The following is a 15,688-nucleotide window of genomic DNA, read 5'->3' as shown; positions in this document are numbered from 1 at the left end:
CTGTGCCGTCAAAGGAGACATCGCATGGTGGAAACGCGCGCAAAACTTGCCTCGGTAGACCCGGTTTGGGCCCGCATTGTCCGGGAAGCTGATGAGGCCGTTATCAAGGAACCGCTTCTTGGCGGTTTGATTCATTACTCCATTCTGCATCATCCGAGCCTTGAGCGGGCGTTGAGCTATCGTATTTCGCTCAAGCTGGCGAATGGTGAGATGACGGAACAGATTCTGCGTGAAATCTGTGACGAAGCCTTTGCCTCCGACCCCGATTTGGCGATGTCGGCGCGTGCCGATATCGTGGCCGTTTACGAGCGCGACCCGGCCTGCCATCGGTTCCTGCAACCGCTTTTGTTTTTCAAAGGCTTCCAGGCGATCCAGTGCTACCGGGTCGGAAACTGGCTCTGGCGGCAGGGGCGCCACGATCTGGCGTATTTTGTTCAAATGCGTTGCTCTGAGGCATTTGGAGTCGACATTCACCCTGCGGCGCGGATCGGCAAGGGCATCATGATCGACCATGCGCACTCGATCGTCATCGGCGAGACGGCGGTGGTCGGGGACAACGTCTCCATGTTGCATTCCGTCACACTGGGCGGCACCGGCAAGGAAGAGGAGGATCGTCACCCGAAGATCGGCGATGGCGTTCTGATCGGTGCGGGCGCAAAGGTGCTGGGCAATATTCGGGTCGGCAATTGTTCGCGGGTTGCGGCCGGGTCCGTCGTTTTGGAAGAGGTGCCACCGTGCAAGACCGTAGCAGGCGTGCCTGCGCGCATCGTTGGAGAGGCGGGGTGCGCTCAGCCGTCGATCAGCATGGACCAGATTTTGCGGTCTGGCGCGTGATCCCTTAAGGCGGCGATGCGTCACCGCATCGCTGCGTTTCCGGTGCCGGAAACGGGGGCTCTGCCCCCGGCCTTCGGCCTCCCCCGAGGTATTTGAAAAACAGAGAATCTCCTTTCAGGCGAGCATCGCCATCGGGTTCTCGAGATTATCAACGATGGCCTGCAACAACTCTGCCCCTAACGCACCATCGATCACCCTGTGATCCACGGAAAGCGTCATCGACATCAGTGTCGCCACGCCAACCGACCCATCGTCGGCCACCACCGGTGTTTTCAATCCCGCGCCGACCGCCAGGATCGCGCCATGCGGCGGGTTAATCACCGCGTCGAAATTTTCGATCCCGAACATCCCGAGATTTGAGATCGCGAAGCTGCCTCCCTGATATTCGTGCGGCGCGAGTTTGCGGTCACGGGCGCGGACGGCGAGATCCTTCATCTCGGATGACAGCGCCGACAGCGATTTCTGTTGTGCGTCTTTCAGGACAGGCGTGAACAATCCGCCTTCGATGGCCACGGCCACCGCCACATCCGACGGCTCCAGTTGCAGAATGCGATCCCCGGCCCAGACGGCGTTGGCGGCGGGCACCTGTTGCAGCGCCAAAGCACAGGCCTTGATGATGAAGTCGTTGACGCTCAGTTTCACGCCGCGTTTTTCCAGCTGCGCATTCAACTGTGACCGAAACGCGAGCAACGCATCGAGCCGCACGGAGCGGCGCAGATAGAAATGCGGGATCGTCTGCTTTGCCTCGGTCAAACGCGCGGCGATGGTTTTGCGCATCCCGTCGAGCGGAATTTCTGTGTACGCGCGTCCCTCGTACATCCGTGCCACCGCGCTTGCGTCGGCAGGTTTCGGCGTCGGGGCAGGGGCTTGAGACTCTGCAACCGCCGGGGCGGCCGCTGCGGCTTGGGGTGTGGCCCCTTCAACATCCGCTTTCACGATCCGACCGCGTGGACCGGAGCCCTTGACCTGGCTCAGATCCAGCCCCTTATCGGCAGCGATCCTGCGGGCGAGGGGGGAGGCGAAGATGCGCTCGCCCGACTTCGCTTCGGTCTGAGGTGCGTCACCACGACCGTAGCCTCGTGCCGGGGCCGTTTGCTCTGAAGGCTCAGCTGGTGCGACATGAGACGATGCCGGTTCGTCTTTCGGCGCAGGCGCAGGCACGTTCAGGTCATCGGCGCTTTCGCCCTCTTCGAGCAGAACCGCAATCGGCGTGTTTACTTTCACATCCGCGGTGCCTTCGCTCACCAGCAGCTTGCCGATCACGCCTTCGTCGACGGCTTCGAACTCCATCGTCGCCTTGTCGGTCTCGATTTCGGCAATGATGTCGCCCGAGGACACGGTGTCGCCTTCTTTCACCATCCATTTTGCGAGGGTGCCGTCTTCCATCGTCGGGCTAAGCGCGGGCATGAGGATCTCGATGGGCATATCAGCTCTCCTCGATCAGGGTGATGAGATCGTAGGGCGCACGCGGTGTCCGGCCGGTTTTCAACGCTTCCACTGCGCTGGTTATCTGGCGGCGATGTGCGCCGATCCACTCATAGGCCGTCTGATGCGACGGGCGTGCTTCGTGTGGAACCTTGTCCATCAGGCATTCAGGCACGAAGGCCGCGCCATGTGGTGTCACCACGTGATAGGCTTCGCGCGCCACGTCGCGGGTTCGGACCATAAGATCAGCGGTCATCGGTAGCAGACCTTCTTGGCCGCCTCGATCACCTCGGCGGTCGTCACCAGCGCGTGTTTTTCAAGGTTCGCGGCATAGGGCATCGGAACGTCCTTGCCGGTCAGGTTCAAAACGGGCGCATCGAGGTAGTCAAAAGCGCGCTCCATGATGATGGCGCTCAGGTGGTTGCCGATCGCGCCGACCGGCCAGCCTTCCTCCACCGTGATGCAGCGGTTCGTCTTCTGCACCGATGCCAGCACCGTGTCGTAGTCGATGGGACGCAGGGTGCGCAGGTCGATCACCTCGGCCTCGATCCCTTCGCCTGCCAGCTTCTCGGCCGCGTCCATCGCGTAGGTCATGCCGATGCCGAAGCTGACAATCGTCACGTCAGAGCCTTCGCGCCAGACGCGGGCTTTTCCGAACGGCACCGTGTAGTCGTCGATCTCGGGCACTTCGAAGGTCTTGCCATAGAGGATTTCGTTTTCGAGGAAGATCACCGGGTTCGGGTCGCGGATCGCGGTCTTCAGCAGGCCTTTGGCGTCTGATGCGGAGTAGGGCATGACCACCTTCAGTCCGGGGATATGTGCATACCACGCCGCGTAGTCTTGGCTGTGCTGCGCGGCGACCCGTGCCGCCGCTCCGTTGGGGCCGCGGAAGACCATCGGTGCTCCCATCTGCCCGCCGGACATGTAAAGCGTCTTTGCTGCGGAATTGATAATTTGATCAATGGCTTGCATGGCGAAGTTAAACGTCATGAACTCGACGATGGGGCGCAGGCCGCCAAACGCCGCACCAACGGCGATGCCAGTAAAGCCATGTTCGGTGATCGGTGTGTCCATCACCCGGCGTGCGCCAAATTCGTCCAGAAGACCCTGGCTGATCTTGTACGCGCCCTGGTATTCACCGACCTCTTCGCCCATGAGGAACACGTCCTCGTCGCGGCGCATCTCTTCGGCCATCGCGTCACGCAACGCTTCGCGCACTGTCATCTGGCGGGTCTTGATGCCTTCGGGCCACGGCGCTTCGGCTTTCGCGATCGCCTTCACGGGCTCAGGGTGCGCCATGCCTGCCGCGGGCTGATCTTCAGAGCTTTGCGCCTTGTCCTTGGCAACCAGTTGCTGCGGTGGGGCGGTGGGTTCGGCATCCTCCACGCTTTCGCCATCCTCCACGAGCACCGCGATGGGTGTGTTCACGCGGACGTTCTCGGTGCCCTCGGCCACGAGGATCTTGCCGACGATGCCTTCATCGACCGCTTCGAACTCCATCGTCGCCTTGTCGGTTTCGATCTCGGCCATGATGTCACCGGCGTTCACGGTGTCGCCTTCCTTGACCAGCCACTTGGCCAGCGTGCCTTCTTCCATCGTTGGCGACAGGGCGGGCATCAGAACTTCGGTCGCCATCAGACTGCCTCCTCCGCATAGATGTCTGTCCACAGTTCGTCCAAGGCGGGTTCCGGGCTTTCCTTGGCAAAATCAGCACTGGCGTTGACGATGGATTTGATGTCCTTGTCGATGGCTTTGAGGTCGTCTTCGGACGCGTGTTTTCCGGTCAACAGCATCTCGCGCACGTGTTCGATGCAGTCGCGCTCCTCGCGCATCTTTTGCACCTCTTCGCGGGTCCGGTACTTGGCCGGGTCCGACATGGAGTGCCCGCGGTAGCGGTAGGTTTTGACTTCGAGGATATACGGCCCCTTGCCTGAGCGGCAGTGTGCGACAGCCTTTTCGCCCGCCGCCTTGACCGCCAGCACGTCCATTCCGTCGACCGCTTCACCCGGAATGCCGAACGCTTCACCGCGCGTGTGCAAATCCGGGGTAGAGGTCGACCGCCGCATCGCGGTGCCCATGGCGTACTGATTGTTTTCGATGACGAAAATCACCGGCAATTGCCACAGCGCGGCCATGTTGAAGGTCTCGTAAACCTGCCCCTGGTTCGCTGCGCCATCGCCGAAATAGGTGAAGGTCACGCGGTCCGTGCCCTTGTACTTGTCGGCGAAGGCTAGACCGGCGCCCAAAGGCACTTGAGCCGCGACGATGCCGTGACCACCGTAGAAGTGCTTCTCTTTCGAGAACATGTGCATGGAGCCGCCCTTGCCCTTGGAATAGCCACCCTCGCGCCCGGTGAGTTCGGCCATGACGCCGTTCGGATCCATTCCACAGGCGAGCATATGCCCGTGATCTCGGTAAGACGTGATGCGCTTGTCGCCCTCGTCGGCAGCGGCCTCAAGCCCGACCACCACGGCTTCCTGTCCGATGTAGAGATGGCAGAACCCTCCAATCAGGCCCATCCCGTACAACTGGCCCGCCTTTTCCTCGAACCGCCGGATCAGCAGCATGTCGCGGTAGTAGGACAGCAGTTCCTCGGCCGAAACGTTCGGCAGATCCGCGGATTTGGCCTTGGTCTTGCGTGCCGCCATGCGCGCCTCCCTGAGCATAATGGTTTAGCATTAAACTTTTTCGCAAGACTAAGGCGACCGGCGCGCGAAAGGCAAGGGGGGTATTGGGCGCGGTTTTGCTGATCTGCATTCGTGATTCGCGACCCTCATGAGGCGCTGCGCTGACAATCCGCCGAAGCAACCAGCACTGTTCCGTGCGCACGGACAATTGTGGCCCAATTTGGGCAGAATTAACCAATTCTACAGACAAAAAGGCAGAAATAAGGAGAGATTTGGACAGCATCGCCGCTCAGGACCACAGAAATGCCAGAAATCGACGCGTTTGGATTCATGGGTTCGCAAGCCTCGCAGGGTCTGTTCGGGGCCAATGTGCTGGCCACCCGATCCACGCTGGAGCAGGGTGGAGAGTACGACCGGCTGATCGAGGAACTGGGCGTCGGATCCTTCCGCTATCCTGGTGGATCGCTGACCGAACGCTATTTCGACATCACCAACCCGAATGCCAGCTTTGTCTCAGACCGCGACACCGGTGAGGTCCGCCAATTCATCCCGCTCGATGACGCGCTGGCCTACGCCGAAGAAGAAGGGCTGTCTGTCACGATTGTCATCCCGACGCGCGACCTGCTGTCCGACGCGACGGATGCCAACGGCGATCGGTTCGCGCAAATCGACGAAGACGCGCTTCGCGGCTTCGTGCGCGACGTGGTCACCGGCGTGCATGGTTCGGCCGAGATCGAAGCGTTCGAGCTCGGCAACGAATACTGGGGCAGCGGGCAGATGTCCTCGGTTGAATATGGCCGGTTGGCCAGCGAAATGGCCACTATTGTCGATGACGAGTTGTCGGCCCAAGGTTCGGATGCGGATATCATCGTGCAGTCCGGTGCCAACTTCAATTTCGCGCGCCTCTCCGATGGTTTCCCGGAGGGGATGTCCGGTGCAGAGATCCTGGCCGATCTGAACGAAACCTACGGGCTGGACCTGTCGGATGACAGCCTTTTCGGTTCTGGCGAAGTGAACTGGACGCATGTCGCCAATGAGATGATCCTTTCAGAGTTCGACACCCCGGAGGAGCAGGCGGCCGTCGATCAGGTCGCGGTACACGTCTACTCGCGCGGACAGGTCAACGAAGGGCAGCGCAGCTTCTTCCTTAACGTGGTTGAGGAGACCTGGGGCGAGGATCTGCCCGAGGCCGGGATCGCTGTGACTGAATGGAACACCGCCGGAAACACAACCGCGCTTGAACGTGATGTCGATTACGGCCTCCACCAGTCGCATGAAATGCTGAACATCATGGAAGAATTCCTGCGCTACGATGTGCAGAATGCCCATGTTTGGCCGCTGATCCAGAACACACCGAACACGTTGAGCGTCGATAATGGCGAAGCCGAACTGTCGCCCGGTGGCGCGATGTTCAACATGATGCAAGACGCCTTGCCCGGCAAAACGGCACTCGACCTGACGCCCGAAGCGGGGGCGGATACGGAGGTTGAGGAGGATGGCCTCGCGGTGCACGGGTTCTGGGAACCCAATGAGCTTTTGTTCTACATCGCGGCCACCGACGAAGACGGGGCAGAAACGACCGTCGATTTCTCGGGCCTCGTGTCGGATGCCGGAAGGGTCGAGATGTCCGTTCTCACCGTCGCGGAGGGCGACGCCATCGGGTCACACCGATCTGACGCCGTAGTGGAAGAGCTCGAGGCGGACGCTTTTCTCGACGGCACCGATCTGTCCGTCCAACTCGATCACGGTGAGATCATGCAAGTGCGGATGTTCGGGTTCACCCCGTCCGCCGAATTCCAGGATCTGATCTCGGACGAAGCGCCGGACGCGCTGCCGGACCCGATGATCGACCCGTTCGTCGACGAAGGCGCCCTCGCACCCGACGCGGAGCCGACCTCCTTCCCGACCCTGTCATCCACGTCTGCGCAGGCCCGTCTGGCAGAGGAGGAAGCCTTTGCCGAGGAGGAGGAGACAGAGGACGACGACAGTGATATGGACGGCATCGCCGATCTGGTCGCCGCGCTGCCGTTCCTCGGCTTGCTCACGCTTTTCATGTGACACGCCGGTCTTCTCGGTCACCCAAGGGCGACCATCAATTGCGATTAGCACTTCAGATGTTTAGCGAACGACGATCTCGTCCGCGCGGATCATGCCCAGCATGTCCCGCGTGCGTTCATCCAGAAGATCGAGGTCAAGATACGTGTCCGACAGCCGACGCGTCAGGTTTTCCATCCGCGCAACTTCCGCCCGCAGTTCCTTGAGCTCCGCTTCGAGGTCGCGGGTTTCGACGACGATCTCTGCCCGGCGAAAGACCCCGTAGTCGCCCTGTACCGCCGCAAAGATGAAATAGGCCCCGACGCAGAACGAGCCTGCGAAGAACACGAGAGCGCCAAGCGCCGGTCGGGTACGGGTTTGTGTCATCAACTGCCTCTATCCGCGTCTCTCGCCGGACGCGCCTTCGGACCATGGCATAGCCAGTTGCGACAGGGAATTGCCTTTCGACCGCTTTTTGCAATTTCTCGCGCGTTCCCGGTGGGTTGTGGCTTTCAGGACTCGCTTCTCATCGGCGACACTCAGCCTAGGGCGGCCACACCCGGCAAAGTCTTGCCTTCCATCCATTCCAGGAAGGCGCCACCGGCTGTCGAGATGTAGGTAAAACTCTCTGCCGCGTCGGCCTTGTTCAACGCCGCGACCGTGTCGCCCCCGCCCGCGACCGAGACCAGCTTGCCAGATCGGCTCAGGCCCGCTGCATAGGCCGCCGCCGCGTTGGTCGCGGCATCGAAGGGCGGGATTTCAAACGCGCCAAGGGGTCCGTTCCAGATCAGCGTCTTGGCCCGGTCGAAGGCCTGGCAGATATGCGCCACGCTGTCCGGTCCCGCGTCGAGGATCATCGCGTCGACCGGGCAGTCTTCGGTTTTGACCACCTCCGACGCCGCACCTTCCTTGAACTCGCGCGCAACGACAACGTCGCGCGGCAAAAGCAATTCGCATCCCGTGGTCGTGGCTTTCTTCGCGATCTCCAGCGCGGTGTCAGCCAGATCGTGTTCACACAGCGATTTGCCGACGTCGATGCCTTGCGCCGCAAGAAACGTGTTCGCCATGCCGCCGCCAATCACAAGGATGTCGACCTTTTCGACAAGGTTGGACAGAAGCTCGAGCTTGGTCGACACCTTGGCCCCGCCCACCACCGCGACAACCGGGCGGTCTGGTGATCCAAGGGCGCTTTCCAAGGCACGCAGTTCGGCCTCCATCAAACGGCCGGCGCAGGATGGCAGAAGGTGCGCCACACCTTCGGTCGATGCATGTGCCCGATGCGCGGCAGAGAAGGCGTCGTTGCAATAGACGTCTCCCAGCGTGGCGAGGAACTGTGCCATCTTCGGATCATTGGCTTCTTCCATCGCGCTAAAACGCGTGTTCTCGACCAGCACCACGGCATCGGCGGGCAACTGATCAATCATCTCGCGCGAGGGGCGTTCGACGAATGTCACCTCGCGACCCAGCGCCTTTTCGAGCGCGGGCAAAGTGACGCGGAGGCTCATGTCGGGGTTCGGTTGACCCTTGGGCCGACCGAAATGCGCCAGAAGGATGGGCGTGCCGCCCTTGGCAAGAATGTCAGTCACCGTGGGGATAATCCGTTCGATCCGGGTCGCATCGGTGACGGTGCCATTCTCAACCGGGACGTTGATGTCCACGCGCGTCAGCACTCGTTTGCCGGCAAGGTCCATATCGTCGAGCGTTTTCCAGGCCATCTTTCCCTCCAATCGCGTTTGCCCACCGTGATGGCGGGCTGCGCGGCGGAGGTCAATGCGGTCCTTGGCTTTCCGGATGGCGGGCCTTAAGTCTTGCCGCAACATCAAATGCGAAGGAGCGCGGCATGGCCGAGATCAAAGACCCCGAAAACACGATCCTGATCGAATTGAAGGACGGCACCGTCACAATCGAGCTGTTACCGGACGTGGCCCCGAAACATGCCGAGCGCATGAAAGAGCTCGCGCGCGCAGGGCAATATGACAATGTGTGTTTTCACCGGGTGATCGACGGCTTTATGGCGCAGACGGGCGACGTGGAGCATGGCGACATGGAAGACGGCTTCAATATTCGCCGCGCCGGAACGGGCGGATCGGACCTGCCGGACCTGCCAGCCGAGTTTTCCAAGCTGCCGCATGACCGCGGGACACTTGGCGCAGCGCGGTCGCAGAACCCGAATTCGGCCAATTCGCAGTTTTTCATCAACTTTACCGACAACCACTTCCTGAACGGTCAGTACACGGTCTATGGCCGCGTGATCTCGGGGATGAAGCATGTGGATGCCATCACCCGGGGTGAACCGCCCGCGAACCCGGACCGGATGATTTCGGTCAAGGTGGCCGCCGATGCGTAACCTCGCGTTCGCCCTGTCGCTGCTCGCCTCGCCCGCTCTGGCGACCGGCATTCAGATCGAGATCGACGGAGAGGCCTCGGGCACCGTCACCATCGACCTGTTCGAGGACGTTGCACCTCAACACGTCGAACAGATCACGGCACTCGCCGCCCAAGGGGCCTATGACGGCGTCGTGTTTCACCGCGTGATCGACGGTTTCATGGCGCAGACCGGCGATGTGGAGTTCGGCCAGATCGACGGCGGCGACATGCGCATGGCGGGGCGCGGTGGCTCTGACCGGGGGGATCTGCCTGCCGAGTTCTCGGATATTCCGTTCGATAGGGGTGTCGTCGGCATGGCGCGGTCGCAGGATCCGAACTCTGCCAATTCGCAGTTCTTCATCATGTTTCAGGAGGGGTACTTCCTGAATGGCCAATACACGGTTGTGGGCCAGGTGACGGACGGCATGGACGTGGTCGACGCGATCAAGCGGGGCGAGGGCCGCAACGGTGCCGTGATCGGCAGACCCGATGTCATGGCGGATGTGACGGTCATCGACTGATCAAATTGAGCGCGGCCCTTCGGGACCGCGCGCTGCTCTGCGCCGCCGGGGCGATGCCCCGTCGGCTGTGGGCCCGGGTTTTACCGGATGGTAAAATTCCCTGTGTGCGACCACGCGGTGACCGTTGCGTCTGCATATTTTTCGAAAAGAAGAAGGGACTATCGCGCTCTCACAGCTGCGTGTGAGGGACTAGGCAGGTTTGCCGTCTTGTCGCAGAGTGACGTCGGTCATCCAAGGGAGACACGACATGCGCAAGGTAATCCTGGCCGGTCTGGTATCGGCGTTTCTGGCGGGCGGCGCCTGGGGCAGTCCGGAATTCTGGCGCCATGAATGGCCGAACACGGATTTCGAGACGAGCTCGGTCGAGAACTGGGTCGAGATCCTGTCGGGCGGGCCGTCGAAAGATGGGATCCCGGCTTTGGATAGCCCAAATTTCATCTCCATCGACTCAGAATCCCGCATCGGAGCAACTGAACCGGTGATCACGCTCGAGATGGGGGGCACGCCGCGCGCCTATCCGATCCGTTATCTCACCTGGCATGAAATCGTGAATGATGTCGTCGACGGCGTACCGGTGGCCGTCACCTTTTGCCCTCTGTGCAACTCCGCCCTCACGTTTGACCGCCGCGTGGACGGTCAGGTGCTGAGCTTTGGCGTCTCCGGCAAGCTGCGCCATTCGGACATGGTGATGTATGACCGCGAAACGGAAAGCTGGTGGCAGCAGGCCATCGGTGAAGGGATTGTTGGTCATTTTACCGGGGCCGAGTTAGAGACTTTACCAAGCTGGATGGAAAGCTGGGCCGAGTTCAGCACGCGCAACCCCGACGGGTTGGTGATGGCTGAGCCGGGCTTTAACCGCGACTACGGGCGCAATCCGTACCGTGGTTATGACAGTTCGACCAAGCCGTTCCTGTACTCTGGGGAAATGCCGCCGCACGGGATCGACGCCCTGGCGCGGGTGATCCGGGTCGGAGACCGCGCCTGGCCGATGGCGCGGTTGGCCGACGCAGGTGAGGTGCGCGAGGCGGGCGTCGTGATCTCGTGGCGTGCCGGTCAGGCCTCGGCACTGGATACGGCGCGGATCAGCGCGGGGCGCGATGTCGGATCGATCCGTGTGCGCGATGCAGACGGGCAGGATGTCCCGCATGACGTGATGTTCGCGTTCGCCTATCACGCCTTCTGGCCGGATGGCGAATGGATGCTTGGAAACTGACGCCGCAGCCCTTTGGGCAGCCTCAGCCACGTTCCGCCAAGCGTGCGCGCCGTTGCGCCGCTTCGCAGTTTGAAACGATCGAGGCTGTCCGGCCCGGTCAGCAAGCCAAGGTCGAGCGTCGTATAACCGCGCGCCGCGAGCCAATGCACCATGTGCCAAAGCGTCAACTGGTGCGCTGCGACGGACCGGCCTTCTGGCGTGGTGACGCCGAGGTGATAGGTGGCCCAGGGACGGTGGCAGAGAAAGAGCATTGCCGCGACCGGTGTCTTTCCAAGTCGCGCCACGACGACCCGCACCTGTCCCGGATTCTCCTGTGCAAAGGTTTCGAGCAGGCGCGTTGGCCATGATCGGTAGCGGCGCACTTTCTGCTGCGCGCGGTCGTGGGTGATCAACCAGCGATGGGCATTTGGCGAAAAGCTCTGGACCTGCACCGTGAGCGAACTGCGTTCGGCCTTGCACAGCGCGTTGCGCCATTTCTGATGCAGCTCTGCGCGCATCTGGTCCGGGTTGGCCAGCGAAAGAAGCGCGATCCGCTTCGGTGCGGCAAGCCGGATGTGACCCGATGGCGGCGCGGTCGCGTGGCCCGCGTTGACGATCAAGGGGCCCTTGAGGTCCAGGTCTTTCAGGTACGCCCAGCTGTCATCGGGGTGCAGGCCAACAGGGCCGCGCGAGATCAGGTTCACGGGTCCGAAAAAGGGCAGAACCCGCGTCTGGATCAGGCAGCGCGCCAGTGTCCCATCGCGTTGCATTGGCGCATCGATGAGTACACGTGTTCCCAAAGCGCGCAGCGCATTGGCGTAGGCGTCGGATTGTGGAAGGGGATTGGCGGGCATGGCGTACCATGCCGCGCCGGTCTTTCGGTAACGTTAATGGCGGTGCCGCTTTGCAAGGATAACGCGCTTGCGCGGGATCATCCCATCTTGACCAAGGCGTGCCGCTTCTTTCCGGCACTGAGTTTGATCGGCTGTACAAGCGCGGCTGCGTCGATCATCAATCCGGCATCAGTCAGCGGCGCGTCGTCCAGTTTAGCGCCATTCTCGGCGATCAGGCGCTTTGCTTCCTTGCCCGACTTCGCCAATCCTGTTTTCACGATCAACTGCACCACGGAGATGCCGTCGCCGATCTCGTCATCGGTCAGCGAAACGGTCGGCAGGTCCTCCCCGATGCCGCCTTTCTCAAACACCTCGCGCGCGGTGGCTTCGGCGGCTGCGGCGGCCTCGGCTCCATGGCAAAGGGTGGTGACCTCGTTGGCGAGGATGATCTTTGCGTCGTTGATCTCGGACCCGGCAAGCGCACCCAAGCGGTCGCATTCGTCGACCGGCAACTCGGTATAGAGTTTCAGGAAGCGGCCCACATCGGCATCCGTCGTGTTGCGCCAGAACTGCCAGAACTCGTAGGGCGAGCGCATGTCGGCATTCAGCCACACGGCACCATCGGCCGATTTGCCCATCTTCTTGCCATCGCTGGTGGTCAGAAGCGGCGACGTCAGGCCGTAGATCTCGTGATCCAGCACCCGGCGTGTGAGGTCGATCCCGTTGACGATGTTGCCCCACTGGTCCGATCCGCCGAACTGTACCAGACAGCCGTAGCGGCGGTTCAGTTCGAGGAAATCGTAGGCCTGCAGGATCATGTAGTTGAATTCGAGAAAGCTCAGGCTTTGCTCGCGGTCGAGGCGGGATTTCACACTCTCGAAGGACAGCATGCGGTTGACGCTGAAATGCCGCCCGATGTCACGCAGGAAATCGAGGTAGTTGAGATCGTCCAGCCATTCCGCATTGTTCAGCATCAACGCGCCGGTTTCGCTGTCATCATACGAGATGTACTTTGCAAAGACCTGCTTGATGCCGTCGATATTGGCGTCGATTTCTTCCGGGGTCAGCAACGGACGCTCGTCTGCGCGGAAGCTGGGGTCGCCCACCTTTGTCGTCCCGCCCCCCATCAGCGTGATCGGCTTGTGCCCGGTCTTCTGCAACCAGCGCAGCATCATGATCTGGATGAGACTGCCCACGTGCAATGATTTCGCTGTGGCGTCAAAACCGATATAGCCCGGCACCACCCCCTTGATCAGCGCCTCGTCAAGGCCCTGATAATCGGTGCAATCGGCAAGGAAGCCGCGCTGCATCATGGTGGCCATGAAGTCCGATTTGGGATGGTAGGTCATGTGATTGCCTCGTTATAGATAGTGGCGGCAGCTATAGGGGCGCGAGGGGCAAAGGTGAAGGGCAAGTTGGCGGAACCCATATGGGCGCTGGGCGCGATGTCAGGCACGTCGTTGGACGGTGTGGACGTGGCGATGATCCGCACCGATGGGCGGACCATCTCGGAGTTCGGAGCTTCGGGCTATCGCCCCTATTCCGCAGAGGAACAGGCCATCCTGCGCGCGGCCCTGGGGCAGTGGCCCGGCGACGAGGATGTGGCCGCGGCCGAACATGTCGTTCTCGATGCGCATCTCGCCGCGCTGCGGGGCTTCGACGGGGCAGACGTGGTGGGATTTCACGGTCAGACATTGGCGCATGAGCCGCAGGGGCGGGGAACGCATCAGGTGGGCGATGGCGCTGCGCTTGCGGCGGCCTTGGGGGGCACAGTTGTATCGGATTTCCGATCCTCTGACGTGGAGTTGGGGGGGCAGGGTGCGCCCCTCGCACCGTTCTTCCATTGGGCCTGCGCGAAATGGATAAAAGCTGACGCACCGCTGGCCTTTCTGAACCTCGGTGGCGTGGGCAATCTGACCTGGGTCGATCCGCACGCGGATGCGCCAGAAGCAGACGGCGCACTTCTTGCGTTCGACACCGGACCGGCGAACGCACCGATCAACGATCTGATGATGGAACGGCGTGGCGTGCCCTTCGACAAGGACGGTGCATTGGCGGCGCAGGGAAACGTCGTGGATGGCGCTTTGGAGCTGTTCCTGGACGAAGGGTATTTCCTCAAGATGCCGCCGAAGTCACTCGATCGGAATGACTTTTCCCTGATGCTCGATCTGGTGCGGGAACTGGGCGATGCAGACGCTGCGGCCACGATGACGGCGATGGCCGCGGCCGCCGTGATGCGTGGCATGGAACACTGCCCCGTCCCACCGTCAAAAGTGCTTGTCACGGGTGGCGGGCGAAAGAACCCGGTGATGATGGCCATGCTGGAGACGGCGCTGGATTGCCCGGTACGCCCCGTGGAGGTGGTCGGCCTCGATGGCGACATGCTCGAGGCGCAAGCCTTTGCCTATCTCGCAGTGCGTGTGATACGCGGATTGCCCACGTCGGCCCCGGGAACGACCGGCGTCAGGGCGCCGGTGGGAGGCGGGATCGTCAGCCGTAACTGAGGGAAATTGTGCGCCTTCGGCGCGCTGCTCTGGCCGTCTGCGCCTCCGGCGCATCCAGCGATTGGGGCTCTGCCCCAAACCCCGAGGTATTTCTGAAACAGAGAAGACCACAATGGTGCCGCGTTCATTGCGTCATCGTGCCTGCGGTGAAGGTTGGATGCGCCCTCGGCAAACCAAAATAAGCCCGTTGCCATAGTGTAAGAGGCGGGTCTTCTCTGTTTCGCAAATACCTCGGGGAGCGCGAGGGGCTGGCCCCTCGTACACGCAACGCTTCAGCCGCCGGTATGGCTCATATGGCGTGAGACGCGGCCATCGACTGTTTGGCGGGAATAGTCGAAATCGTGTCCCTTGGGTTTGAGCGCGATCGCGTCCCGGATGGCCTGCTCCAGCGGTTGGTCGCTTTTCGGGTGGTTGCGCAACGCGCTGCGCAGGTCGGCGTTGTCTTCCTGCCCGAGGCACATGAAGAGCTCCCCTGTGCAGGTCAGTCGTACGCGGTTGCAGCTTTCGCAGAAGTTATGCGTGAGCGGCGTGATGAAGCCGACCTTCTGGCCGGTTTCTTCCAGCCGGACATAGCGCGCCGGGCCGCCGGTGCGCTCGGGCAGATCGGTCAGTGTGTATTCCTTGCTCAATTCGTCGCGCAGATCGCTGAGCTTCCAATATTGACCAAGCCGATCCTCGTTGCCGATATCGCCCATCGGCATGACCTCGATGAAGGTCAGGTCCATGTCGCGCGCGGCGCACCATTCGGTCATGGTGAAAAGCTCATCCTCGTTGAAGCCCTTCAGCGCAACCGCGTTGATCTTGACGCGCAATCCTGCCTTCTGGGCCGCGTCGATGCCGCTGAGCACCTGCGGCAGACGCCCCCATCGGGTGATATCCGCGAATTTCTGCTCGTCCAGCGTGTCGAGCGACACGTTCACCCGGCGCACGCCCGCGTCGTAGAGATCGCCTGCGAAGCGTTCGAGTTGTGACCCGTTCGTTGTCAGCGTCAGCTCCCTGAGCGTCCCCTCGTCCAGGTGGCGCGTCATCGCGCGGAAGAAGGTCATGATGTCCCGCCGCACCAGCGGCTCGCCGCCGGTGATCCGCAGCTTTTCAACGCCCAGACGAATGAAGGTCGAGCACATGCGATCAAGCTCTTCCAGCGTCAGAAGCTCTTTCTTTGGCAGGAAGGTCATGTTCTCCGACATGCAGTAGACGCAGCGGAAATCGCAGCGGTCGGTGACGGAGACGCGCAGATAGTTGATCGCGCGTTGGAAGGGATCAATGAGCGGTGTCATGCCGGGGAGCCTAGCCTTTCGCCGGAAGCTGGGCAAGTATATGACAGCGGCGAAAAACAGGACGAAGGTCGGAG

The 15,688-nt window shown here is 61.6% G+C and carries 15 protein-coding genes; 6 read left to right on the top strand and 9 right to left on the bottom strand.

Translation table 11 applies throughout. The features are described 5' to 3' along the window. Positions 1-24 precede the first annotated feature (24 nt). Positions 25-834 (top strand): serine O-acetyltransferase, encoded by an 810-nt coding sequence (gene cysE / locus BUA42_RS07925; RefSeq protein ID WP_072777158.1) that lies wholly within the window; start codon positions 25-27, stop codon positions 832-834. Between the two features lie 114 nt (positions 835-948). Here cysE and BUA42_RS07920 read toward each other — a convergent pair whose 3' ends face one another. The 4 genes from BUA42_RS07920 to pdhA are packed head-to-tail and all read right to left on the bottom strand — an operon-like array spanning position 949 to position 4,907. Continuing rightward, the gene (locus BUA42_RS07920; RefSeq protein ID WP_072777157.1) at positions 949-2,259 is read right to left on the bottom strand and encodes a pyruvate dehydrogenase complex dihydrolipoamide acetyltransferase; all 1,311 of its coding nucleotides are present in this window, start codon (positions 2,257-2,259) and stop codon (positions 949-951) included. Between the two features lies 1 nt (position 2,260). Beyond that, complete coding sequence (locus tag BUA42_RS07915) at positions 2,261-2,515, bottom strand: hypothetical protein (RefSeq protein ID WP_072777156.1); 255 nt, start codon at positions 2,513-2,515, stop codon at positions 2,261-2,263. Further along, the gene (locus BUA42_RS07910; RefSeq protein ID WP_072777155.1) at positions 2,512-3,894 is read right to left on the bottom strand and encodes a pyruvate dehydrogenase complex E1 component subunit beta; all 1,383 of its coding nucleotides are present in this window, start codon (positions 3,892-3,894) and stop codon (positions 2,512-2,514) included. The genes BUA42_RS07915 and BUA42_RS07910 overlap by 4 nt, the downstream gene beginning before the upstream one ends. Then, the gene (pdhA, locus tag BUA42_RS07905; RefSeq protein WP_072777479.1) at positions 3,894-4,907 is read right to left on the bottom strand and encodes a pyruvate dehydrogenase (acetyl-transferring) E1 component subunit alpha; all 1,014 of its coding nucleotides are present in this window, start codon (positions 4,905-4,907) and stop codon (positions 3,894-3,896) included. Before pdhA ends, BUA42_RS07910 begins: the two co-directional genes overlap by 1 nt. A 282-nt stretch (positions 4,908-5,189) precedes the next feature. Here pdhA and BUA42_RS07900 point away from each other — a divergent pair, with 282 nt between their 5' ends. Continuing rightward, entirely contained in the window at positions 5,190-6,944 is a 1,755-nt protein-coding gene (locus BUA42_RS07900) for a hypothetical protein (RefSeq protein ID WP_072777154.1), read from the top strand. A 60-nt stretch (positions 6,945-7,004) separates the two neighbouring features. Here the strand turns inward: BUA42_RS07900 and BUA42_RS07895 are convergent, their stop codons facing one another. Beyond that, positions 7,005-7,307, bottom strand: a complete 303-nt coding sequence (locus tag BUA42_RS07895) for an FtsB family cell division protein (RefSeq protein WP_072777153.1) — start codon at positions 7,305-7,307, stop codon at positions 7,005-7,007. A 152-nt stretch (positions 7,308-7,459) separates the two neighbouring features. Next, entirely contained in the window at positions 7,460-8,635 is a 1,176-nt protein-coding gene (locus BUA42_RS07890) for a phosphoglycerate kinase (protein ID WP_072777152.1), read from the bottom strand. A gap of 125 nt (positions 8,636-8,760) precedes the next feature. Here BUA42_RS07890 and BUA42_RS07885 point away from each other — a divergent pair, with 125 nt between their 5' ends. The 3 genes from BUA42_RS07885 (at position 8,761) to BUA42_RS07875 (ending at position 11,021) form a co-directional block, all read left to right on the top strand. Further along, positions 8,761-9,267 (top strand): peptidylprolyl isomerase, encoded by a 507-nt coding sequence (locus BUA42_RS07885; protein ID WP_072777151.1) that lies wholly within the window; start codon positions 8,761-8,763, stop codon positions 9,265-9,267. After that, a complete protein-coding gene (locus tag BUA42_RS07880; protein WP_072777150.1) occupies positions 9,260-9,808 on the top strand; it encodes a peptidylprolyl isomerase in 549 nt (182 codons plus the stop codon). The genes BUA42_RS07885 and BUA42_RS07880 overlap by 8 nt, the downstream gene beginning before the upstream one ends. Positions 9,809-10,055: 247 nt before the next feature. Further along, the gene (locus tag BUA42_RS07875) at positions 10,056-11,021 is read left to right on the top strand and encodes a DUF3179 domain-containing protein (protein ID WP_072777149.1); all 966 of its coding nucleotides are present in this window, start codon (positions 10,056-10,058) and stop codon (positions 11,019-11,021) included. Here BUA42_RS07875 and BUA42_RS07870 read toward each other — a convergent pair. Then, positions 10,979-11,854: a GNAT family N-acetyltransferase gene (locus BUA42_RS07870; protein WP_072777148.1), complete on the bottom strand. Its 876-nt coding sequence runs from the start codon at positions 11,852-11,854 to the stop codon at positions 10,979-10,981. The two genes, BUA42_RS07875 and BUA42_RS07870, sit on opposite strands and share 43 nt — an antisense overlap. A gap of 77 nt (positions 11,855-11,931) precedes the next feature. Continuing rightward, positions 11,932-13,182 carry a tyrosine--tRNA ligase gene (tyrS, locus tag BUA42_RS07865; RefSeq protein ID WP_072777147.1) on the bottom strand — a complete coding sequence of 417 codons (1,251 nt, stop codon included), beginning with the start codon at positions 13,180-13,182 and terminating at the stop codon, positions 11,932-11,934. Positions 13,183-13,236: 54 nt separating this feature from the next. Between tyrS and BUA42_RS07860 the strand changes: the two genes are divergently transcribed. Then, the gene (locus BUA42_RS07860) at positions 13,237-14,337 is read left to right on the top strand and encodes an anhydro-N-acetylmuramic acid kinase (RefSeq protein ID WP_072777146.1); all 1,101 of its coding nucleotides are present in this window, start codon (positions 13,237-13,239) and stop codon (positions 14,335-14,337) included. A 272-nt stretch (positions 14,338-14,609) separates the two neighbouring features. Here BUA42_RS07860 and moaA read toward each other — a convergent pair whose 3' ends face one another. Next, positions 14,610-15,614, bottom strand: a complete 1,005-nt coding sequence (gene moaA / locus BUA42_RS07855; RefSeq protein ID WP_072777145.1) for a GTP 3',8-cyclase MoaA — start codon at positions 15,612-15,614, stop codon at positions 14,610-14,612. Positions 15,615-15,688 lie beyond the last annotated feature (74 nt).

The organism is Marivita hallyeonensis (assembly GCF_900129875.1).
GTDB classification, from domain to species: Bacteria; Pseudomonadota; Alphaproteobacteria; order Rhodobacterales; family Rhodobacteraceae; genus Marivita; species Marivita hallyeonensis.
Note: the sequence above shows the minus strand (reverse complement) of the source record. Positions and strands in the feature narration are given on the sequence as shown.